This is a genomic window from Streptomyces sp. NPDC058284, from assembly GCF_042881135.1.
Taxonomy (GTDB): Bacteria; Actinomycetota; Actinomycetes; order Streptomycetales; family Streptomycetaceae; genus Streptomyces.
The window spans coordinates 67,125-86,265 of the sequence record NZ_JBHVYE010000020.1; the positions used below are offsets into that span (position 1 = coordinate 67,125).

Below are 19,141 nucleotides of genomic sequence, written 5' to 3' on the forward strand. Positions count from 1 at the left end.
GGGGAACGGGAGCGCGGATGATCGACACCATCGGCACGGACATCCCGGAGGGCGAGGAACGGCTGCGCCTCGACGTCGAGGACGGGCTCGGCATCCTCACCCTCTGCCGCCCGCGCAAGCTCAACGCCTGGAGCTGGGAGTCCACGCGCCAACTCGGCCTGCTGGCCGACCGCATCCGCTTCGACGACTCCATCAGGGCGGTGCTGCTGCGCGCCGATGGCCGGGCGTTCTGCGCGGGCATCGACATCACGGCCCCCGGCGGCGCGGTCACCGGCCGCTCCGGTGCGGAGCGCGTCCGCAACTACTACGAGGCCATGCGCTGGGTCCACGAGCGCTTCCGTGTCTTCGCGGAGCTTCCGCAACCGGTCGTCGCGGCCGTGCAGGGGTACTGCCTGGGCTTCGGGTTCGAGCTCGCGCTCATGGCGGACGTGCGGATCGCGGCGGACGACGCGGTCTTCGCGCTGCCCGAGGCGCAGCTCGGCGTCGCGGTCGACGCGGGCGGCGACCTGCGCATCGCGCGTGAGGCAGGCGCGGGCTGGGCCAAGCTGCTCGCGTTCACCGGCCGCCGTATCGACGCCGCCACCGCCGAGCGGCTCCGGCTCCTCCAGCAGGTCGTCCCGGGCGCCGAACTGGCCAAGACGTCCCGGGCCTTGGCGGCCGAGATCGCGGCGAACGGGCCGCTCGCGGTGCAGGGCGTCAAGCGCGCTATCGACGCGTTCGCCGACACGGGCATGGCGGCGGCCCTCGACCGCGTCGCGGCCAACGCGGCGATCACGCTCACCTCCCAGGACTCCCGGGAGGGGTACGGGGCGAAGGGGGCGGGGCGGGCGGCGACGTTCGAAGGGAAGTAGGGGGCAACTCCGGCCCGTCGTCCGTCCGCTACGGATCCCCCTCGGAGATCCTGACGGCCTCACCCTTCGAAAGCCCCCCTCCCCATCTGCTCGCGCACCGTCACCACCGGTGGACTCACCAGCCCCCTGCGCTGCCAGTTCGCACCGTCGACCACCAGCGTGTGGCCCGTGATGAAGCGGGCGTACGGCGAGGCGAGGAACGTGGCCGCCCAGCCCAGTTCGCGGGGCAGGCCGACGCGCAGGGCGGGCTGGCGGGCCGCCGTGTCGCGCGCCCGGTCGAGGTTGTCGCGGATGTCGGCTGTCATGTCTTCGTGCGGCATCAGGCCCGGTACCAGGCCGTTGACCTGGATTCCGTACGGCCCCCACTCCACGGCCAACGTCTCCACCAGGCTCTTCACACCGGCCTTGGCCGCGGCGCTGTGGGCGAAGCCGGGGCCGCCCGTCCAGGCGTACGACGCCCCGATGTCGATGACCGAACCGGGGGTCCCGGCCGCCAGATGGCGGCGGGCGAATTCGCGCGTCATCAGGAACGTGCCGGTGAGCGTGGCGTCGACGACCGAGCGCCAGGCGTTCGGGGACATGTCCTCGGCGGGCACGGGGAAGTTGGCGGCCGCGTTGTTCACCAGCACTCCCGGCAGGCCGTACGCCTCCTGCGCCGCATCGAAGACCTCGGCGACGCGTTCGGCGTCCCGGATGTCGCAGACCGCGGTGGTCACGCACCCGCCCAGCGCCGCGAGGTCGTCGCGCGCCGCGCGGAGCCGGTCCTCGTTGCGGCTCGCGATCACCAGGTCGGCCCCGAGCCGCGCGAACTCCGCGGCGACGGCCTTGCCGAGCCCCGTCCCGCCACCGGTGACCAGGACGACCGTGCCGTCGTACGTACCGGGCGGCAGCGCGCAGGCGCCCTGCGGGGGAGGGGGCGGGAGTCCGGGCAGCGCGTCGGCCGGTCCACCGGTGCGGCCGTCCCCGGTGGCTCCGGCGTATGTCCCGTGGCCCGCCTCGTCGTTGGTCATGCGCGCATCGATACCTCGTACGGGACGAAACCTCCATGCCTGGTCCCCCCGTGGGTCTTTCGGGACGTCGGTTGTGACATGCGGAGGGTCGGCACCCGGCACTCACCCCGGCGCCGTCCGGATCGGTGCCGGGGCCCGGCCGGGTTGCCGCCCTGGGCCCGAGAAGATCGTCCCGTCTGCCGGACCGTCAAGTCAATCCTCGGGTTTCCTTGCCCGCCCCCAAGCTGTAACTTCACCATCCATGACCCTCGACGACCTCCGCGTCTTCGTCGCCGTCTGCCGCACCGGCAGTCTCAGCGCCGTCGCACGCGACCTCACCTGCACCCAGTCCGCGGTGAGTCAGCACATCAGACGCCTGGAGCGCGAGACGGGCGTCGCCCTCCTGGAGCGCCACCCGCGCGGTGTCGTGCCGACCCAGGCGGGGCAGCTGCTGCACACGGCCGCCGCCGGCGGTCTCGGCGACATCGACCATGCCCTGCGCCGGCTGCGGGACCTGGTGCACGGCGAAGCGGGATCGGTGCGCATCACCACCGGGTCGACCACCGTCCGCCACTTCATGTCCACCGCCGTGGTCGACTTCCGCCGCCAGCACCCCAACGTCAGCCTGGAGTTCCAGACCACGCACTCCAGCCGCAGCTGCTTCGACGCCCTCCTCGCGGGCGGCCTCGACCTCGCCTGGATCACGCTGGGCGAGCCGGTACGCGGCATCGAGCAGCGCCCCGTCGTCGAGCTCCCCTGGGTCCTCGCGGTCGCCGCCGCCGATCCGCTCGCCGCCAAGTCCCGTATCGGCACCGAGGACTTGACGGACATCAGACTCATCGGTCTGCCCGAGAACGCCACGTCCCGCTCCCGCCTGGACGCCTGGCTCGCCGCCTCCGGCACCGCCCCCACCTCGGACACCAGCGTCGCCGACTGGGACACCGCGATCCTGCTCGCCGAACTCGGCCTGGGTCACGCCATCGTCCCCGACCTGCCCGCCTGGCACGGCGCCGCCCACCCCGGCCTGCGACTCGTCCCGATCCCCGCCCTGCCCACCCTGTGGACCGGCTGGGCGGTACGCCGCTGGGACGCCCTTTCACCGCTCGCCCGCGCCTTCGCCGGCACGGTGGAGGCGCATTGCGCTGCTGCGTTCCAGCACGAGGGCGTCCGAGCCGACGACCCGAACGCGTAGAGCTGACGAAGCACTACTAGGCGTCGGTTCACGCCGAGACGGATCTCAGGATCCGCCGGAGAGGCCCTGACTCACGAGCCCGTGGACGCGCCCGTCCGCTCGCGCCCGAGCCACCGCCGCCTCCGTCTCGGGGGTGAAGACCCCGGCCCGGCGCCGGGCCGCCGTCGCCTCGATGTCGGCCATGAGCAGTTCGGCGTTGATCGTGACGCCCGCCCGGTAGCCGGCGCTCGCCGCGTTGATCACCTGCTCCATGGGGCCCGCGGCGTTGCCGACCGCCCAGACGCCCGGGACGCTGGTGCGGCCCGTCGCGTCCACCGCGGGGTAGGGCCCGAACGGCGTGTCCGCGCGGTCGGCGCCGAGCGCGGACAGCAGGTCGTCGCGGGGTACCGGGCGTGCGGCGACGAACAGCACCGAGCGCGGGACGACCCGCCCGTCGGCGAGCCGTACGCCCGTCAGCCGGTCGTCCTCGACCGCGAGGCCCGCGACCTGGCCCTCCACCACCTGGACCCCGGCGGCCGCCAGCCGCTCCCACTCCGCGTCCGGCAGCTCCCGCACGGTGTGCAGGAACAGCGTCACGTCCTTGGACCACTGCGTGATGATCAGCGCCTGGTGGCTGGAGAAGGGCTCCGCGGCGAGCACGCCGAAGGCCTGGTCCCGCACCTCCCAGCCGTGGCAGTACGGGCAGTGCAGCACGTCACGGCCCCAGCGCGCGGCGACGCCCGGCACGTCGGGCAGCTCGTCCACGAGACCCGTCGCCATGACGATCCGGCGCGCGTGCGCGGAGCCGCCACCCGCGAGGGCGACGCCGAACCCGCCCGCGCCGTCCGGCGTCACGGCCACCACCCGGTCCGGGACGAGCTCCACCCCGTACCGCCGCAGCTCCCGCCGCCCCTCGGCGAGGAACTCGGCGGGCGGCATGCCGTCCCGCGACAGGAAGCCCTGCATGTGGGCGGCGGGGGCGTTGCGCGGCTCGCCCGCGTCGACCACGAGGACCCGCCGCCGGGAGCGGCCGAGGACGAGCGCCGCGCTCAGCCCCGCCGCGCCGCCGCCGACGACCACCACGTCGTACATCTGGTCCTGCGCGGTGCCGTGCTGGTTCTCCATCGTGGTCGGCCTTTCGTTCGCGTGCTGGTGCGCATCTCGGGACCAGCCCGTGGTCGTGTTCCGGGTCATGGGGACCACCTCCTCGCCCCGACCATGACGCGTCCGTGCAATTTCGACAAGCAGCTTTGCTGCACCGGCAAAACCCTGCATCATGGGGGCATGAGAGAAGACGAGACGGCCGAGCAGGAGTCGATGGATCAGGTCCTCACGGAGGTCGGCCCCCGGCTGCGCCGCATCCGCAAGGAGCGCGGTGCCACCCTCGCGGGCCTCTCCGCCGTCACCGGCATCTCGGTCAGCACCCTGTCCCGCCTGGAGTCCGGGCACCGCAGGCCCAGCCTCGAACTGCTCCTGCCCATCGCCCGCGCCCACCAGGTCCCGCTGGACGAACTGGTCGGCGCCCCGCCCGTCGGCGACCCGCGCGTGCGGGCCAAGCCGATCGTGCGGCACGGGCGCACCATGCTGCCCCTGACCCGGCAGCCCGGCGGCCTCCAGGCGTACAAGGTCGTCGAGCCCGCGCGCGCCAAGGCGGCACCTGACCCGCAGACCCATGAGGGGTACGAGTGGCTGTACGTGCTCTCCGGGAAGCTGCGCCTGATCCTCGGCGACCACGACGTGGTGCTCGGCCCCGGTGAGGCGGCGGAGTTCGACACCAGGGTCCCGCACTGGTTCGGGGCCACGAGCGAGGCGGGCGCGGAGTACATCAGCCTCTTCGGGCCGCAGGGGGAGCGCATGCACGTACGGGCGCGGCCCGCCCGTAAGGAGAGCGCGGACTGACGGTTCTCCCGGACGGTTCCCTTCGGGGCAAGCGACCGCTTAGTATGCGGACGAGCCCGGTCTACGACAGCCCCGTGGAGGCCCCGCATGCAGGCATGGCAAGTGCACGAGAACGGCGAGCCGGGCGAGGTGATGCGCCTCGCCGAGGTGGACCGCCCCGCGCTCGACGAGGGGCAGGTGCTGCTGAAGGTCCGCGCCGCGAACATCAACTTCCCGGACGCGCTGCTCTGCCGGGGGCAGTACCAGGTCAGGCCCCCGCTGCCGTTCACACCCGGCATGGAGATCTGCGGTGAGACCGAGGACGGGCGGCGCGTGATCGCCAACCCGGTGCTGCCCTACGGCGGCCTCGCGGAGTACGCCGTCGCGGAGAGCGCCGCCCTGCTGCCCGCCCCGGACGCGCTGGACGACGCGGAGGCCGCCGCGCTCCACATCGGCTACCAGACCGGCTGGTTCGGCCTGCACCACCGCGCGCACCTCCAGGAGGGCGAGACCCTTCTGGTGCACGCGGCGGCGGGCGGTGTCGGCAGCGCCGCGGTGCAGCTCGGCAAGGCCGCGGGCGCCAGGGTCATCGGCGTCGTCGGCGGCGCGGACAAGGCGCGGGCCGCGCGCGAGCTCGGCTGCGACCTCGTCATCGACCGGCGCATCGACGACGTGATCGGCGCCGTCAAGGAGGCGACCGGCGGACGCGGCGCCGACGTGATCTACGACCCCGTGGGCGGCGACGCCTACGCCAAGTCGGCGAAGTGCGTGGCCTTCGAGGGGCGCATCCTCGTCATCGGCTTCGCCAGCGGCGCCATCCCCTCGCCCGCGCTGAACCACGCACTCGTCAAGAACTACTCGATCGTCGGCCTGCACTGGGGCCTGTACAAGACCAAGGGCCCGGGCCTGATCCTGCGCTGCCACGAGGCGCTCTCCGAGCTCGCCGCCAAGGGGGCCATCAAGCCGCTGGTGAGCGAGCGCGCGGCGATGGCCGACGGCGCAGCCGCCGTGCAGCGCGTCGCCGACGGCGTCACGACGGGCCGCGTCGTCGTCCTGCCGCACGGAGGTGCCGCATGACCGACGCCGCCGAACTGCGCGCCCGAACCCATGAGTTGCTGGCCGCGTACCCGCCCGCCACGACGGACCGCGCCGACTTCCTGGGGGCCCGCTTCGACGCCGGCCTCGCCTGGGTCCACTACCCCGAGGGTCTCGGCGGGCTCGGCGCGCCGCGCTCCCTGCAGGCCGTCGTGGACGCCGAACTGGAGGCCGCGGGCGCGCCCGACAACGACCCGCGCCGCATCGGCATCGGTCTCGGCATGGCCGCGCCGACCGTGCTCGGCTTCGGTACCGAGGAGCAGAAGCGCCGCTTCCTGCGCCCGCTGTGGACCGGCGAGGAGGTGTGGTGCCAGCTCTTCAGCGAGCCGGGCGCGGGTTCCGACCTCGCGGCGCTCGGCACCCGCGCGGTCCGCGACGGGGCGAGCGGCGACTGGGTGGTCAACGGCCAGAAGGTGTGGACCTCCAGCGCCCACAGCGCCCGCTGGGCCATCCTCATCGCCCGCACCGACCCCGACCTGCCCAAGCACCGCGGCATCACGTACTTCGTGTGCGACATGACCGACCCGGGCGTCGAGGTGCGGCCGCTGCGCCAGATCACCGGCGAGGCCGAGTTCAACGAGGTGTTCCTCACCGATGTGCGCATCCCTGACGCGCACCGCCTCGGCGAGGTCGGCGACGGCTGGAAGGTCGCGCAGACCACCCTCATGAACGAGCGCGTCTCCATCGGCGGCATGCGCATCCCGCGCGAGGGCGGCATGATCGGCACGCTCACCAGGACCTGGCGCGACCGCCCCGACCTGCGCACCCACGACCTCCACCAGCGCCTCACGAAGCTCTGGGTCGAGGCGGAGGTGGCCCGGCTCACCGGTGAGCGGCTGCGCCAGCAGCTCGTCGCGGGCCAGCCAGGACCCGAGGGCTCCGGCATGAAGCTCGGCTTCGCCCGCCTCAACCAGGAGATCAGCGGCCTGGAAGTGGAACTCCTCGGCGAAGAGGGGCTGTTGTACGAGGACTGGACGATGCGGCGGCCCGAACTGGTCGACTTCACCGGCCGCGACGCGGGCTACCGCTACCTGCGTTCCAAGGGCAACAGCATCGAGGGCGGGACCAGTGAGGTCCTGCTGAACATCGTCGCCGAGCGCGTTCTGGGCCTGCCCGCCGAGCCGCGCACCGACAAGGACGTCGCCTGGAAGGACCTCGCGCGATGAGCGACCTGCTGTACTCCGAAGAGGAAGAGGCGCTGCGCTCGGCGGTGCGCGCCCTGCTCGCCGACCGCTGCGAGCCCGCGGGCGTGATCGCCCGTACCGAGGCCGCCGAGCCGCACGACCGCGAGCTGTGGAAGGCCCTCACCGACGGCATGGGCCTCGCGGGTCTGCTGGTCCCCGAGGAGCTCGGCGGGCAGGGCGCCTCGCACCGCGAAGCCGCCGTGGTGCTTGAGGAGTTGGGGCGGGCCGTCGCGCCCGTGCCGTTCCTCACCAGTGCCGTGGTGGCGACCGAGGCGCTGCTCGCGTGTGACGGCGACGCGGCGCGCGAGCTGCTCGCCGCGCTCGCGGCGGGCCGCACGGTGGGCGTTCTCGTGCTCCCGCTGTCGTGCGCTCATGGCGAGGTGCCGTTCGCCGTACGGGAGGAGGGCGGCGCCCTGCACGGGCGGGTGACAGGTGTGGCGGACGCCGGGGCGGCGGACGTGTTCCTCGTCCCCACGGACTCGGGCCTCTTCGCGGTCGACGCCACGGACCGCGGGGTCACCGTGGAGCCGCAGACCTCCCTCGACTCCACGCGCCCGCTCGCCGCTGTCGGCTTCGACGGCGCCCGCGCGCGCGTGCTCGCCCCGGACGCCCGGCAGGCGGTCACCCTCGGCCTGCGCGCCGGGGCGGGGCTGCTCGCCTCCGAGCAACTCGGCATCGCCGAATGGTGCTTGACCGAGACGGTGCGCTATGTGAAGGAGCGCCATCAGTTCAACCGGCCCGTCGGCTCCTTCCAGGCGCTCAAGCACCGGCTCGCCCAGCTGTGGGTCGAGGTGGTCAACACCCGTGCCGCAGCCCGGCACGCGGCCGACGCGCTGGCCAGGGGCAGCGACGAGCCGTACCTCGCGGCGGCCCTCGCCCAGGCCTACGCGGCCCCCGTGGCGGTGCGCGCCGCCGAGGAGGCGCTGCAACTGCACGGCGGTATCGGCATGACCTGGGAGCACCCCGTGCACCTCTACCTCAAGCGCGCCAAGGCGGACTCGATCGCCTACGGCACGGCCGGAAGCCACCGCGAAGCGCTGGCCGCCCTGGTCGACCTCCGGGCCCCCTGACCGCCGGACGCACCCCGCCCCAGGCTTTGATGCAGCCCGCACCTACCCGGTGCGGGCTGCGCGTTTTACGCCACCATTACGTAGTGCATAATTGCGAGCTGTTCGCAATTACGGCTGATCTTCAGTAGGGGTGTGGAGCATGAGGGCCCGATCGATACGGGGCGCGGGCGCGGTGGCGACAGTGGTGGCGACAGCGGTCGCCGCCTCCGCCTGCTCGGCGCCGGGCGACGGCGACAGCGCCGGGGGTGCCAAGGACTCGGCGGTCGTCGGCATCGCGTACGAGCCCGAGACCCTCAGCCCCCTCCTCGGCTACGGCAAGGACGGCAACTCGAAGATCTTCGACGGGCTGCTCACGCACGACGCCGACATGAAGCTGAAGCCCGCGCTCGCCGCCGAACTGCCCAAGGTCACCGACGACGGCAAGACCTACACGTACAAGCTCCGCAAGGGCGTCAAGTTCAGCGACGGCAAGCCCTTCACGGCCAAGGACGTCGTCTTCACCTACGAGACGATCCTCGACAAGAAGACGAACAACGCCTCCAAGACCGAGCTCGACGCCGTCAAGAGCGTCGAGGCGAAGGGCGGCTCCGGCGGAGACACGGTCGTCTTCCACCTCAAGTACCCCTACGCGCCGTTCGCCGAGCGCACCGTGCTGCCCATCGCCCCCGAGCACATCGCGGGCAAGCAGGACGTGAACACCGGCGACTTCACCACCGATCCTGTCGGCACGGGACCGTACAAGCTGGTCAAGTGGTCCAAGGGCGAGAAGCTGACCTTCAAGGCCAACCCCGGCTACTGGGGCGGCGCTCCGAAGATCAAGAACTTCACCATGGCGATCATCAAGGACGACGACATCCGCGCCACCCGGCTCGACGCCGGTGAGCTCGACGGCGCGATCCTGCCGCCCAACCTCGCCAAGAAGTACAAGAACGACAGCGGCAAGAACACGTACGCCGCCAAGACCTTCGACTACCGCGTCGTGACCCTGCCCAGCGGCAACAAGGTCACGGGCGACACCGACGTCCGCCGCGCCCTCGACGTCGGCGTCGACCGCAAGGCGATGGTCGACTCGATCCTGTACGGCGAGGGCAAGGCCGCCTTCGGACCCGTCCCGTCCGACAGCCCCTGGTTCACCAAGGGCACCGAGCGGAAGTTCGACGCCGCCAGGGCGAAGAAGATCCTCGACGACGCCGGATGGAAGCCCGGCAAGGACGGCATCCGCGAGAAGGACGGCGTCCAGGCGAAGTTTCCGCTCTGGTACCTCTCCGGCGACAAGCTCCGCCAGGACCACGCCCTCGCCTACGCCTCCGACGCCAAGAAGATCGGCATCAAGGTCGAGGTGCAGTCCGGCACCTGGGAGGTCATCCAGCCCCGCATGCCCAAGGACGCGGTCCTCGCGGGCGGCGGCTCCCCGGCCGACCCGGACTTCGACCAGTACACGCTCCTGAAGTCCTCACTCGCCGGTGACGGCTTCAACAACATGGCGCACTACGACAACCCCAAGGTCGACAAGGCCCTGGAGGACGCCCGCAAGAGCGGCGACCACGCCGAGCGCCAGGCCGCCTACGACACGATCCAGCGCGAGCTGGTGAAGAACCCCGGCTACACCTTCCTCACGCACATCGACCACCTCTACGTCGTCGACAAGAAGTTCGGCGACCTGACCACCCAGGTCGAGCCGCACGACCACGGCCTGGCCTCCGGCCCCTGGTGGAACGTCGAGGACTGGCAGCCGAAGAAGTGACGACCGCGATACCCGAGGACCCGGGGAAGACGGCACGCCGCCGCCTTCCCTGGGGGCCGATGGCCCGCCTCGCCGGACGGCGGGCGCTGTTCGCCGTCCCCGTGCTGCTTGTCGTCACCTTCGGCGTCTTCGCCGTCGCCGCCGCATCGCCCTTCGACCCCGTCAAGGCGTACGCGGGCACGGCCGGACTCACCGCCTCGCAGGAGAACCTCGACCAGCTGCGCGCCAACCTCGGCGTCGACAGGCCGCTGACCGCCCGCTGGTGGGAGTGGCTGACCTCGGCGCTCTCCGGCGACCTCGGCGATTCCAGCACCCTGCGCCAGCCCGTCACGGACGCCATCGGCGAGCGCGTCGGCTGGTCCGTGCTGCTCGCCGCGACCGCGTTCCTCGTCGCGATCCTGCTCGGCACCGCCCTCGGCGTGCTCGCCGCCCGCCGTCCCGGCGGCTGGGTCGACCGCGCCGTGACCTCCCTCGCGTACACCCTCGAAGCCGCGCCGCCGTTCTGGCTCGGCCTCCTCGCCGTCTGGCTCTTCGCGCTGAAGCTGGGCGCACTGCCCTCGGGCGGACTCACCGACACGGCCAGCTCGACCGTGACGGCCGGACAGGTCGCGAGCCACCTGGTCCTTCCCGCCGGTGTGCTCGCCGTCTCGCAGCTGCCGTGGTTCGTGCTGTACGTGCGGCAGGGGGTCGGCGACGCGCTCGGCGACGACCCCGTACGCGGGGCACGCGCGCGTGGCCTCGCCGAACGGACCGTGCTCCTCGGGCACGCCCTGCGCTCCGGCATGCTGCCCGTGCTCACCCTCATCGGCTCGCGCGTACCCGAACTCATCACCGGCGCGCTCCTCGTGGAGACCGTCTTCAGCTGGCCCGGCATCGCCGCGGCCACCGTGCAGGCCGCGACCTCCGTGGACTTCCCGCTGCTCGCCGCGCTGACCGCGCTCGCCACGGCCGCGGTCCTGCTCGGCAACCTCGTGGCCGACCTCCTGTACGGCCTCGCCGACCCCAGGGTGGGATTCGATGGCTGAGATGCCCCAGGCGTCGCAGGCGCCTCACATGCCTCAGGCGCCTCACATGGCCGACATCATCTGGCGCGACCGGCGCGGCTCGCGCCGCTCCACGCGCGCATGGCGGGTGCGTACCTCCGCGGTGATCGTCGCCGCGATCGTCCTCGCCGTCCTCGTCGTACCGCCGCTGGCCAACCTCGACGAGCAGGCCGTCGACCTCGCCGCGAAGCTCCGGCCGCCGTCCCTGACGCACCCCTTCGGCACCGACGACGTCGGCCGGGACCTGCTGCTGCGCTGCGTGTACGGGCTGCGGGTTTCGCTGTTGGTGGGCGTCGTGGCGGCGGTCGTCGCCACCGTCATCGGCACGGCGGTCGGCGCACTCGCCGCCGCATCCGGCGGCTGGGTCGACCGGATCGTGATGCGTCTCGTGGACGTCTTCTCGTCCGTGCCGCACCTGCTGCTCGGCATCTTCATCGTCGCGATGTTCCGGCCCGGCGTCTGGCCCGTCGTCGTCTCCGTGGCGCTCACGCACTGGCTGTCCACCGCCCGCATCGTCCGCGCCGAGGTCCTCTCGCTGCGCTCGCGGCCCTACGTCGACGCGGCGATCTCCGGCGGCGCCTCACGGCTGCGCGTCGCGGTGCGCCACCTGCTGCCCGGTGTCCTGCCGCAGGCCGGGCTCGCCGCCGTCCTGATGGTGCCGCACGCCATCTGGCACGAGTCCGCGCTCTCCTTCCTCGGCCTCGGACTCCCCACCCACCAGGCGAGTCTCGGCACGCTCGTGCAGAGCGCGCGCGGATCGCTCCTCGCGGGCGACTGGTGGCCCACCCTCTTCCCCGGCCTGTTCATCATCGTGCCCACCCTGGCCATCGCCGGCCTCGCGGGCGCCTGGCGGGAACGCATCAACCCCCGGCGCCGATCGGAGCTCATGCTGTGACGGTCCCCGTCCTCTCCGTGGAGGGCCTCTCCGTACGCTTCCGCATGCGCGGCGGCTCCCACGTATCGGCCGTCACCGACGCCACCTTCGACCTCGCGGCGGGGGAGTGCCTCGCCCTGGTCGGCGAGAGCGGCTGCGGCAAGTCCGTGCTCGCCTCCGCGCTCCTCGGCCTGCTCCCGCAGAACGCCGAGACGGCCGGGAGCGCACTGCTCGGCGACACCGACCTCCTCACCGCCGACGAGCGCACGCTCGCCCGCACCGTGCGGGGACGGCGCGTCGGCCTCGTACCCCAGAGCCCGGCCGCCCACCTGACGCCGGTCCGCACCGTGCGCTCCCAGCTGGAGGAGACCCTGCGCGAGCTCACCGGCGTACGGAGGCCGCGGCTGCGCGCTGCCGCCGAGGCCGCCGCCGAGCGCGCCGCGTTCCCCGCCGGGCACCTGGACCGCTACCCCCACGAACTCTCCGGCGGCCTCGCCCAGCGCGCCGCCACCGCGCTCGCCCTCATCGGCGACGCGCCGCTGCTGCTCGCCGACGAGCCGACGACGGGCCTCGACCGCGACCTGGTGGACCGCACCGTCGACGAGCTGCGCCGGCACGTCGGCGACGACCGCGCGCTGCTCCTGATCACCCACGACCTGACCGCCGCCCAGCGGATCGCCGACCGCGTCGCCGTGATGTACGCGAGCCGCATCGTCGAACTCGCCGACGCGAGCGACTTCTTCGGCACGCCGGGACCCCGGCATCCCTACGCCCGCGGCCTCCTGAACGCCCTGCCCGAGCGCGCCTTCGCCCCCGTCCCCGGCATGCCGCCCGAGCTGTCCGCGCTTCCCGGCGGATGCGCTTTCGCGGCCCGCTGCGACCGCGCCGACGCGGCCTGCGCCACCCTGCCCGCGCTCACCGACGGGGCGGCCTGCCACCATCCCCACGCGGACGTGCTGGAGGCACCCCGTGCTTGAACTGCGCTCCATCACCGCCGGGTACGACCGCAGGGCCCCCGTCGTCCGCGACGCCGACCTCACCATCGCGCCCGGCGAGGCCGTGGGCCTGCTCGGCCCCAGCGGCTGCGGCAAGTCCACCCTGGCGCGGGTCGCCGCGCTGCTGCACCGCCCCGACGCCGGGCACGTCGTCATCGACGGCACGCGGGCGGCCGGTTGGCGCCACCGGGCGCCCCGCGAGCAGCGCACCTCCTTCGGAGTCGTCTTCCAGCAGCCGCGCCTGTCCGCGGACCCGCGCCTGACGCTCACCGCCCTGATCGCCGAGCCCCTGCGGGCCGTGGGCCGCGGCCGGGAAGCGGCCACCCTGGTCCCGGACCTCGCGGCCCGCGTCGGCCTCGGCAAGGAACTCCTGGGCCGCCGCCCGCACGAGGTCAGCGACGGCCAGCTGCAACGCGCCTGCCTGGCCCGCGCGTTGGTGCTCCGCCCGCGCTGGCTGATCTGCGACGAGATGACGGCGATGCTGGACGCCTCCACGACGGCGGCCCTGGTCCACGTCGTCGAGGAGTACCGGTCCGAGCGCGGCGCGGGCCTCCTTGCCGTCGGCCACGACCGCGTACTCCTGGAGCGGTGGTGCGACCGCACGGCGCACTGGGACGAGCTGGCGGGCCACGAGCGGGACCGTCGCTGACCGGAGCAGGCGTGAACGGCCGGCGTCGACAGCGCCAACTCCCCTGGCGCAGGGGTGTGCTGAGCCAGGCGGGGCCTCATACTCACTGAGGTTCCGCCCGTCGTCGCGCCCGCGCGCCGCTCCGACCCGTCCTCCCGGGAGGCAGACATGGCCCTCACCACCCGTCGCAGAGCCCTCACCACCCTCGGCGCCGCCCTCGCGGGCAGCATCGCGATACCCGCATACGCCCAGGCGGCCGACCGCGGCCACCGCCCCCGGCCGCTGCTCCGCGCCCACGCCCACAACGACTACGAACACCAAAGGCCCCTCCTCGACGCGCTCGACCACCGCTTCAACAGCGTCGAGGCCGACATCTACCTCGTCGACGGACAGCTCCTCGTCGCCCACGACCCCGTCGACCTCGACCCCACCCGCACCCTGGAGTCCCTGTACCTGCGGCCCCTGGCCGAGCGCGTGCGCGCCCACCACGGCTCCGTGTACCGGGGGTACCACCGCACGCCCTTCCAGCTGCTCGTCGACATCAAGACCGAGGGCGCGTCGACGTACACCGAGCTCCACCGCCATCTGCGGCCCTACCGGAGCCTGTTCACGACGTACGCCCACGGCAAGGTGCGCCGGGGCGCGATCACCGCCGTCGTCTCCGGTGACCGCGCGGCGCGCGTCCCGATGGAGGCGCAGCGCGTCAGGCACGCCTTCTACGACGGCCGCCTGACCGACCTCGAAACCCCTGCCCCCGCCTCGTTCGTCCCGCTGATCAGCGACAACTGGGCCCTCAACTTCTCGTGGCAGGGCACAGGACCGTTCCCCGCCGCCGAACGCGACAAGCTGCGCGGCATCGTCTCCCGGGCCCACGCACGCGGGCAGCGCGTCCGCTTCTGGGCGACACCGGACCTGCCGGGTCCGCAGCGCGACGCGGTCTGGGGCGAACTGCTCGCCGCCGGTGTGGACCACCTCAACACCGACGACCTGGCGGGACTGGAGACGTTCCTCGACGCGCACGGCGGATGACCTCCGCCGATCAACGCTCCGGCAAGTAGCACCCGTTCGGAGCACAGGTCAGAGGCCCGGATGCCCCCTCCGCTACGCCACACTGACGGCCGTAAGCCGCGGTGTCGCGTGGCGGAGGAGGTATTCCCGTGGCCATTTCCATCTCTGTCGTGCTGCTGCTGGTGATCCTTGCGGCGGTCTTCCTGCGCAACGGCGCGCTGAAGGTCTCGCACGCCGTCGTCTGCGCCCTGCTGGGCTTCTACCTCGCCAGCACGAGCATGGCGCCGACCATCCGGGACGGCCTGACGGCCACCGCCGACATCGTCAGCGGCATCCAGCCATGAGCCTCCTTTGCGGTCTCATGAACAACTGACGCTGTTTCATGGACACTTCAAGGGGACCGCTCTAGCTTCGGCGCATGTCCAGCAGACTGCGCCGTCTCGTTCCCGCCAGCACCCTGGCCCTGACCGTCTCCCTCGCGTTCCCCGCGTACGCCGACGAGATCCCCAAGGCCCCTGGGCACCGGCTCGTCGAGAGTTACGAGGGTGCGCCCGCCGAAGCCCGCCCACTGCCCGGCACCCCGCCGCCCCAGCACCCGTACCTCGCCGCCAACGGCCGCAGCGGCATGCACGCCGACGCGGCCGGCAGCGGAACGTACCCCTGGAGCGGGCCGCTCGGGAAGCGGCCCGCGGTCGACAGCGAGAAGATGGCGGCGCTGGGCGGCGAGTGCGCCACCGTCACCTTCGACCGCGACGGGCGCATCGTCACCGTCTGCGGCACCTTCACGGGTTTCCTGGTCAAGCTGCTCGACCCGAGGACACTGGACACGCTCGCCGAGTACAAGCTGCCGCAGCGGCCCTCGACCATCGAGGCCATCACCCGGCTCGACTTCTCCAGGATCTTCAAGGACACGTCCGGCGGCGCCTACTCCTACCTCGACAACGAGGACCGGCTCGTCCTCGCCGACTCCCGCCAACACATCGTGCGGCTCGCGCACGAGCGAGCGGCGGACGGCGGCTGGCGCTTCGTCGTCGACAAGGAGTGGGACCTCACGGCGCACGTCCCGCACGACTGCGTCAGCTGGACGAACCTCTACCCGAGCGGGCAGTGCGACCCGGTCACCTCCGTCATGCCCGACTGGGAGGGCCGCATCTGGTGGGTGACCCGGCAGGGCCGCGTCGGCACCGTCGACCCGAAGTCCGGTGACATCCGCTCCGTCCGGCTCGACGGCGAGGAGATCCAGAACTCGTTCTCCGTCGCCGAGGACGGCGTGTCGATCGTCTCCGACCACGCCCTCTACAGCTTCCGGGCCACGGCTGACGGCACGCCGAAGGTTCTCTGGCGCCAGACGTACGACCGCGGCACCGGCACCAAGCCCGGCTCGGTCAACCAGGGTTCAGGCACCACGCCCGACCTCTTCGGCGAACACGACGACTATGTGGCGATCACCGACAACGCCGACGACCGCATGAACGTCCTCGTCTACCGGCGCGGCGCCGGCGTGCCCGACGACGAGCGGCTTCTCTGCAAGGTCCCGGTCTTCGGCTCCGGCGCCTCCACCACCGACAACTCGCTGATCACCTGGGGCGACAGCCTCGTCGTCGAGAACAACTACGGCTACGAGAACATCACCTCGCTCACCTTCGGGCGCAGCGTCGTCGGCGGTGTCAGCAGGGTCGACGTGCGCGAGGACGGCAGCGGCTGCGACACGACCTGGGAGAGCGGCGTGCGCGCCCCGTCCACCGTGCCCAAACTCTCCACCGCCAACGGTCTCCTGTACTTCTACACGAAGGAGCCCAACAGCCTCGGCGTCGACGCCTGGTACCTCACCGCGGTCGATTTCCGCACCGGCGGGACGCGGTGGAAGCAGCTCGCCGGTACGGGCATCGCCTACGACAACAACTGGGCCCCGGTGACGCTGGGGCCCGACGGGACGGCTTACGTCGGCGCGTTCAACGGCCTCGTCGCGGTGCGCGACACGAAGTAGCGACGCAGCCGTGAAGGTTCGGCCGTGAAGGTTCAGCCATGCCGGGTCAGTTCCGGGAGAACACGCCGATGCCGTTCGGCACCGGACGCTCCGCCCCGCCGCTGGGGTTGTTGCGCACCGTCACGGCGTCGGCGCCCGGCGCCCGCGCGACCAGGGTCGAGGTGGCGGAGACCAGGGTGGAGGAGCCGCCACCGTCGAGGCTGAAGCCGTCCGTCGCCCCCAACTCGCGCAGCGTGTCGGCCACTTCGGCCATCGTCAGGCCGGTGCGGAACTGGGGTGAGCCGTCGAGCGACAGCAGCAGCAGACGGCGGCCGTCCCCGGAGATGCCCGCCGCGGTCCGCACCGCCGACGTCGTGGGGTCGAGGCCGGTCAGCGGTTCGCCGTCCCGCAGCACGGGAAAGCCGCCGATCGCGAAGCGGAACGGCACGTGCGACCCGGTCGCCACCAGGCGGTGCCCGACCCGCACCCGGTCGCCCGCCGACAGCTTGCGCAGCTGCTGCGCGCCCGCCTCACGTCCGACGAGGACCGTGCTGCCACGGGCGATGGGGCCGCTGCCCGGCGTGTCGGCGGAGGCCACGACCCGGCCGCCGCGGACCGTCACCTCGTGGGTGTCCGCGCTGCACGGCGCGCCCCGGCTGGTGTCGGTGCCGCAGGTCGCGCGCACCCGCGACACCTCACCCCAGTCGCTGGTGAAGGCCCCGACCGAGCCTACGGGCAGCGCGTACTGGTTGAGGCCGCCGAGCGGGAAACGGGCCTCCTTGGTGCGGACCTGCCCGTCCAGGGCGAGGTCGCCCAGGCGCGCCCTGCGGTCGTACCCCACGCCGAGGACCGCCTTGGTGGTCACGCCCTGCGGCATCGCGGGACCGAAGCGCTGGCCGTCCGGCACCGCGGCCTTCAGCGCGCGGCCTTCGGCGACCGCCGGGCCCACGGGCGCGCCGGTCGCCTCGACGCCCGGGTGCTGGCCCTCGCTGATGTTGAAGAAGTCGCCGTTGATGCCGCCGACCGCGCCGGCCCCGTCCGCCAGCGCGGAGACGGGGGCGCGCGCGGCGACCTTGCCCGGGTGGAGCAGTCCGACGCGCGTGCGCGGATTGCGCAGGTCCACGTCGAGGACATGGGCGCGGGCCGTACCGTGCGAGGCGGGGATGTCGAAGTACCGGTACTCCACGCCCGGCGCGATCCGTCCCCCCGCCCGCTCCCCGGCCCCGACAGCGCCACCGGCCGGCGCCGCTCCCAGGAGAGCCGCACCGGCCAGCGTGCCGAGCGTCGTGATGAAGGTCAGGGCCGTTCTGAACCGGCCACCGCGTTGCTTCCGATGTGTCACAGGACCCCCTGTTGTCGACCGAACAGCGAACCAACTCTCCCAGTGGTCAACGGAGTTCACCAGGTCATGACGGCCCGGTCGTGACCAGCCGGGAACGGATGAGGAAACGTACGCCCTCCGGAGCCTCCAGCGAGAAGCCGCTGCCGCGCCCCGGCACGACGTCCATGATCAGCCGGGTGTGGCTCCACAGCTCGTACTGGCTCCTGGACATCCAGAACGCGACGGGCTCGGCCACCCCCTCGACCGTCAGCGACGCGAGGCACACGTCCGAGGCGCCGGTGCGGAACTCGCCCTCCAAAAAGCACATGGGGGCGCTGCCGTCACAGCAGCCCCCGGACTGATGGAACATCAACGGTCCGTGGGCCTCCCGTAGCCGGCGTACGAGCCGGGCGGCTGCGGGAGTGAACTCCACCCGTGGGGCGTCGCCCCCGGTGTCCTTCGTCTCATGACGGTCCATGGGACCACCATTTCCTCCGGCACGTTGCAACAGCGTTGCGGCAAAGGTGCGCGAGCCCCCGGATGGACCAATCGTGCGATGGTCGGGTCGTGTCGCCGTGGGTGCGGCGGCGCAGCGGCCAAGCTGGTGGGATGCGCTGGCTCCTCTCGTCGATCGCCGCCCTGACCCTGGCCGTTCCCGCGTCGTACGCGCCGCCGGTCGCCGCCACTCCTCCGGCCGAACCGGCGTGTCGCGCGGGCACCGCCCCCTACCAGCGGGAGCTGGAGCGTGAGCTCCGGCTGCCGGTCGACGGGCGACAGTCCACCGCCGACTGCGAGGCGATCCGGCGGCTGCAGCGGCGGCTCGGCATCCGCCCCGCGGACGGCAGGGCGACCCTGCGGACGTACCGCCTGGTCGTGGCCGACCGCGTCCGGCGGGACCCGGCGGCGCGGCGCGACTGCCCCGTCAGGCCGTACCGGATCACGTGCGTGGACCTGACCCGGCAGGTCCTGTGGGTGCAGAGCGGACGCGGACTGGTCTTCGACCCGGTGCCGATCCGCAGCGGCAGGGACGGCCTGGAGACCCGCAAGGGCTGGCAGCGGGTCTACTGGAAGAGCCGCGACCACTACTCGACGATCTATCACGTCGCCATGCCCTACGCGCAGTTCTTCAACGGCGGGCAGGCCCTGCACGGCACCCGCTCGGACCTGTTCTCCTCCGGCTCCGGCGGCTGCGTCAATCTGGCCTTGGGCGACGCCAAGCGGCTGTACGACCTGCTGCTTGAGGGCGACCGCCTCTACCTCTGGGGAACGAAGCCGGGTACGGGCGACTGACGCCGCCCGTACCCGCCGCGCGCCCGAGCGGCGC

Annotated in this window: 19 protein-coding genes; 15 read left to right on the plus strand and 4 right to left on the minus strand. The window is 72.7% G+C overall.

Annotated features, from left to right (window positions below; all coding sequences use genetic code 11):
* Window positions 1–17: 17 nt before the first annotated feature.
* Complete coding sequence (locus tag ACFVYR_RS25920) at window positions 18–851, plus strand: enoyl-CoA hydratase/isomerase family protein (protein ID WP_384254241.1); 834 nt, start codon at window positions 18–20, stop codon at window positions 849–851.
* Between the two features lie 59 nt (window positions 852–910).
* Here the strand turns inward: ACFVYR_RS25920 and ACFVYR_RS25925 are convergent, their stop codons facing one another.
* Window positions 911–1,861 (minus strand): SDR family oxidoreductase, encoded by a 951-nt coding sequence (locus ACFVYR_RS25925; protein ID WP_384254243.1) that lies wholly within the window; start codon window positions 1,859–1,861, stop codon window positions 911–913.
* Between the two features lie 241 nt (window positions 1,862–2,102).
* On the opposite strand from ACFVYR_RS25925, the gene ACFVYR_RS25930 reads away from it, so the two are divergent.
* A complete protein-coding gene (locus ACFVYR_RS25930) occupies window positions 2,103–3,032 on the plus strand; it encodes a LysR family transcriptional regulator (RefSeq protein WP_384254246.1) in 930 nt (309 codons plus the stop codon).
* A 45-nt stretch (window positions 3,033–3,077) separates the two neighbouring features.
* Here ACFVYR_RS25930 and ACFVYR_RS25935 read toward each other — a convergent pair whose 3' ends face one another.
* On the minus strand, window positions 3,078–4,136 hold the full coding sequence (locus ACFVYR_RS25935; RefSeq protein ID WP_384254378.1) for an NAD(P)/FAD-dependent oxidoreductase: 1,059 nt from the start codon (window positions 4,134–4,136) through the stop codon (window positions 3,078–3,080).
* A gap of 159 nt (window positions 4,137–4,295) precedes the next feature.
* Here ACFVYR_RS25935 and ACFVYR_RS25940 point away from each other — a divergent pair, with 159 nt between their 5' ends.
* The 12 genes from ACFVYR_RS25940 (at window position 4,296) to ACFVYR_RS25995 (ending at window position 16,517) form a co-directional block, all read left to right on the plus strand.
* The gene (locus ACFVYR_RS25940) at window positions 4,296–4,910 is read left to right on the plus strand and encodes a helix-turn-helix domain-containing protein (RefSeq protein WP_384254248.1); all 615 of its coding nucleotides are present in this window, start codon (window positions 4,296–4,298) and stop codon (window positions 4,908–4,910) included.
* A gap of 87 nt (window positions 4,911–4,997) precedes the next feature.
* Window positions 4,998–5,966: an NADPH:quinone oxidoreductase family protein gene (locus ACFVYR_RS25945; protein ID WP_384254250.1), complete on the plus strand. Its 969-nt coding sequence runs from the start codon at window positions 4,998–5,000 to the stop codon at window positions 5,964–5,966.
* On the plus strand, window positions 5,963–7,150 hold the full coding sequence (locus ACFVYR_RS25950; RefSeq protein WP_384254252.1) for an acyl-CoA dehydrogenase family protein: 1,188 nt from the start codon (window positions 5,963–5,965) through the stop codon (window positions 7,148–7,150). Before ACFVYR_RS25945 ends, ACFVYR_RS25950 begins: the two co-directional genes overlap by 4 nt.
* Window positions 7,147–8,238 (plus strand): acyl-CoA dehydrogenase family protein, encoded by a 1,092-nt coding sequence (locus tag ACFVYR_RS25955; RefSeq protein WP_384254254.1) that lies wholly within the window; start codon window positions 7,147–7,149, stop codon window positions 8,236–8,238. The genes ACFVYR_RS25950 and ACFVYR_RS25955 overlap by 4 nt, the downstream gene beginning before the upstream one ends.
* Window positions 8,239–8,377: 139 nt before the next feature.
* Entirely contained in the window at window positions 8,378–9,982 is a 1,605-nt protein-coding gene (locus ACFVYR_RS25960; RefSeq protein ID WP_384254257.1) for an ABC transporter substrate-binding protein, read from the plus strand.
* Between the two features lie 59 nt (window positions 9,983–10,041).
* Window positions 10,042–11,007, plus strand: coding sequence for an ABC transporter permease (locus tag ACFVYR_RS25965; RefSeq protein ID WP_384254380.1), 966 nt, complete (start codon window positions 10,042–10,044; stop codon window positions 11,005–11,007).
* Window positions 11,008–11,053: 46 nt separating this feature from the next.
* Window positions 11,054–11,920, plus strand: a complete 867-nt coding sequence (locus ACFVYR_RS25970) for an ABC transporter permease (RefSeq protein ID WP_384254259.1) — start codon at window positions 11,054–11,056, stop codon at window positions 11,918–11,920.
* 44 nt (window positions 11,921–11,964) lie between these two features.
* Window positions 11,965–12,876 carry an oligopeptide/dipeptide ABC transporter ATP-binding protein gene (locus tag ACFVYR_RS25975; protein WP_384254382.1) on the plus strand — a complete coding sequence of 304 codons (912 nt, stop codon included), beginning with the start codon at window positions 11,965–11,967 and terminating at the stop codon, window positions 12,874–12,876.
* Complete coding sequence (locus ACFVYR_RS25980; RefSeq protein ID WP_384254261.1) at window positions 12,869–13,543, plus strand: ABC transporter ATP-binding protein; 675 nt, start codon at window positions 12,869–12,871, stop codon at window positions 13,541–13,543. The genes ACFVYR_RS25975 and ACFVYR_RS25980 overlap by 8 nt, the downstream gene beginning before the upstream one ends.
* A 147-nt stretch (window positions 13,544–13,690) precedes the next feature.
* On the plus strand, window positions 13,691–14,551 hold the full coding sequence (locus tag ACFVYR_RS25985) for a phosphatidylinositol-specific phospholipase C/glycerophosphodiester phosphodiesterase family protein (protein ID WP_384254263.1): 861 nt from the start codon (window positions 13,691–13,693) through the stop codon (window positions 14,549–14,551).
* A gap of 128 nt (window positions 14,552–14,679) precedes the next feature.
* Entirely contained in the window at window positions 14,680–14,874 is a 195-nt protein-coding gene (locus tag ACFVYR_RS25990; protein ID WP_384254265.1) for a hypothetical protein, read from the plus strand.
* A gap of 74 nt (window positions 14,875–14,948) precedes the next feature.
* Window positions 14,949–16,517, plus strand: a complete 1,569-nt coding sequence (locus ACFVYR_RS25995) for a hypothetical protein (protein ID WP_384254267.1) — start codon at window positions 14,949–14,951, stop codon at window positions 16,515–16,517.
* Between the two features lie 46 nt (window positions 16,518–16,563).
* Here the strand turns inward: ACFVYR_RS25995 and ACFVYR_RS26000 are convergent, their stop codons facing one another.
* Both ACFVYR_RS26000 and ACFVYR_RS26005 read right to left on the minus strand, forming a co-directional pair.
* On the minus strand, window positions 16,564–17,838 hold the full coding sequence (locus ACFVYR_RS26000; RefSeq protein WP_384254270.1) for a phosphodiester glycosidase family protein: 1,275 nt from the start codon (window positions 17,836–17,838) through the stop codon (window positions 16,564–16,566).
* A 64-nt stretch (window positions 17,839–17,902) separates the two neighbouring features.
* Window positions 17,903–18,295, minus strand: a complete 393-nt coding sequence (locus ACFVYR_RS26005) for a DUF779 domain-containing protein (RefSeq protein WP_384254272.1) — start codon at window positions 18,293–18,295, stop codon at window positions 17,903–17,905.
* A gap of 131 nt (window positions 18,296–18,426) precedes the next feature.
* Between ACFVYR_RS26005 and ACFVYR_RS26010 the strand changes: the two genes are divergently transcribed.
* A complete protein-coding gene (locus tag ACFVYR_RS26010; RefSeq protein WP_384254274.1) occupies window positions 18,427–19,107 on the plus strand; it encodes a L,D-transpeptidase in 681 nt (226 codons plus the stop codon).
* The last annotated feature ends 34 nt before the right edge of the window (window positions 19,108–19,141 follow it).

Coding starts and splice junctions, on each gene's coding strand:
- ACFVYR_RS25935 (WP_384254378.1), bottom strand. CDS start 4,136: ATGGAGAACCAGCACGGCACCGCGCAGGACCAGATGTACGACGTGGTG.
- ACFVYR_RS26005 (WP_384254272.1), bottom strand. CDS start 18,295: ATGGACCGTCATGAGACGAAGGACACCGGGGGCGACGCCCCACGGGTG.
- ACFVYR_RS25960 (WP_384254257.1), top strand. CDS start 8,378: ATGAGGGCCCGATCGATACGGGGCGCGGGCGCGGTGGCGACAGTGGTG.
- ACFVYR_RS25965 (WP_384254380.1), top strand. CDS start 10,042: ATGGCCCGCCTCGCCGGACGGCGGGCGCTGTTCGCCGTCCCCGTGCTG.
- ACFVYR_RS25955 (WP_384254254.1), top strand. CDS start 7,147: ATGAGCGACCTGCTGTACTCCGAAGAGGAAGAGGCGCTGCGCTCGGCG.
- ACFVYR_RS25970 (WP_384254259.1), top strand. CDS start 11,054: ATGGCCGACATCATCTGGCGCGACCGGCGCGGCTCGCGCCGCTCCACG.
- ACFVYR_RS25940 (WP_384254248.1), top strand. CDS start 4,296: ATGAGAGAAGACGAGACGGCCGAGCAGGAGTCGATGGATCAGGTCCTC.
- ACFVYR_RS25920 (WP_384254241.1), top strand. CDS start 18: ATGATCGACACCATCGGCACGGACATCCCGGAGGGCGAGGAACGGCTG.
- ACFVYR_RS25995 (WP_384254267.1), top strand. CDS start 14,949: ATGTCCAGCAGACTGCGCCGTCTCGTTCCCGCCAGCACCCTGGCCCTG.
- ACFVYR_RS25950 (WP_384254252.1), top strand. CDS start 5,963: ATGACCGACGCCGCCGAACTGCGCGCCCGAACCCATGAGTTGCTGGCC.
- ACFVYR_RS26010 (WP_384254274.1), top strand. CDS start 18,427: ATGCGCTGGCTCCTCTCGTCGATCGCCGCCCTGACCCTGGCCGTTCCC.
- ACFVYR_RS25930 (WP_384254246.1), top strand. CDS start 2,103: ATGACCCTCGACGACCTCCGCGTCTTCGTCGCCGTCTGCCGCACCGGC.
- ACFVYR_RS25975 (WP_384254382.1), top strand. CDS start 11,965: ATGCGCGGCGGCTCCCACGTATCGGCCGTCACCGACGCCACCTTCGAC.
- ACFVYR_RS25985 (WP_384254263.1), top strand. CDS start 13,691: ATGGCCCTCACCACCCGTCGCAGAGCCCTCACCACCCTCGGCGCCGCC.
- ACFVYR_RS25945 (WP_384254250.1), top strand. CDS start 4,998: ATGCAGGCATGGCAAGTGCACGAGAACGGCGAGCCGGGCGAGGTGATG.
- ACFVYR_RS25925 (WP_384254243.1), bottom strand. CDS start 1,861: ATGACCAACGACGAGGCGGGCCACGGGACATACGCCGGAGCCACCGGG.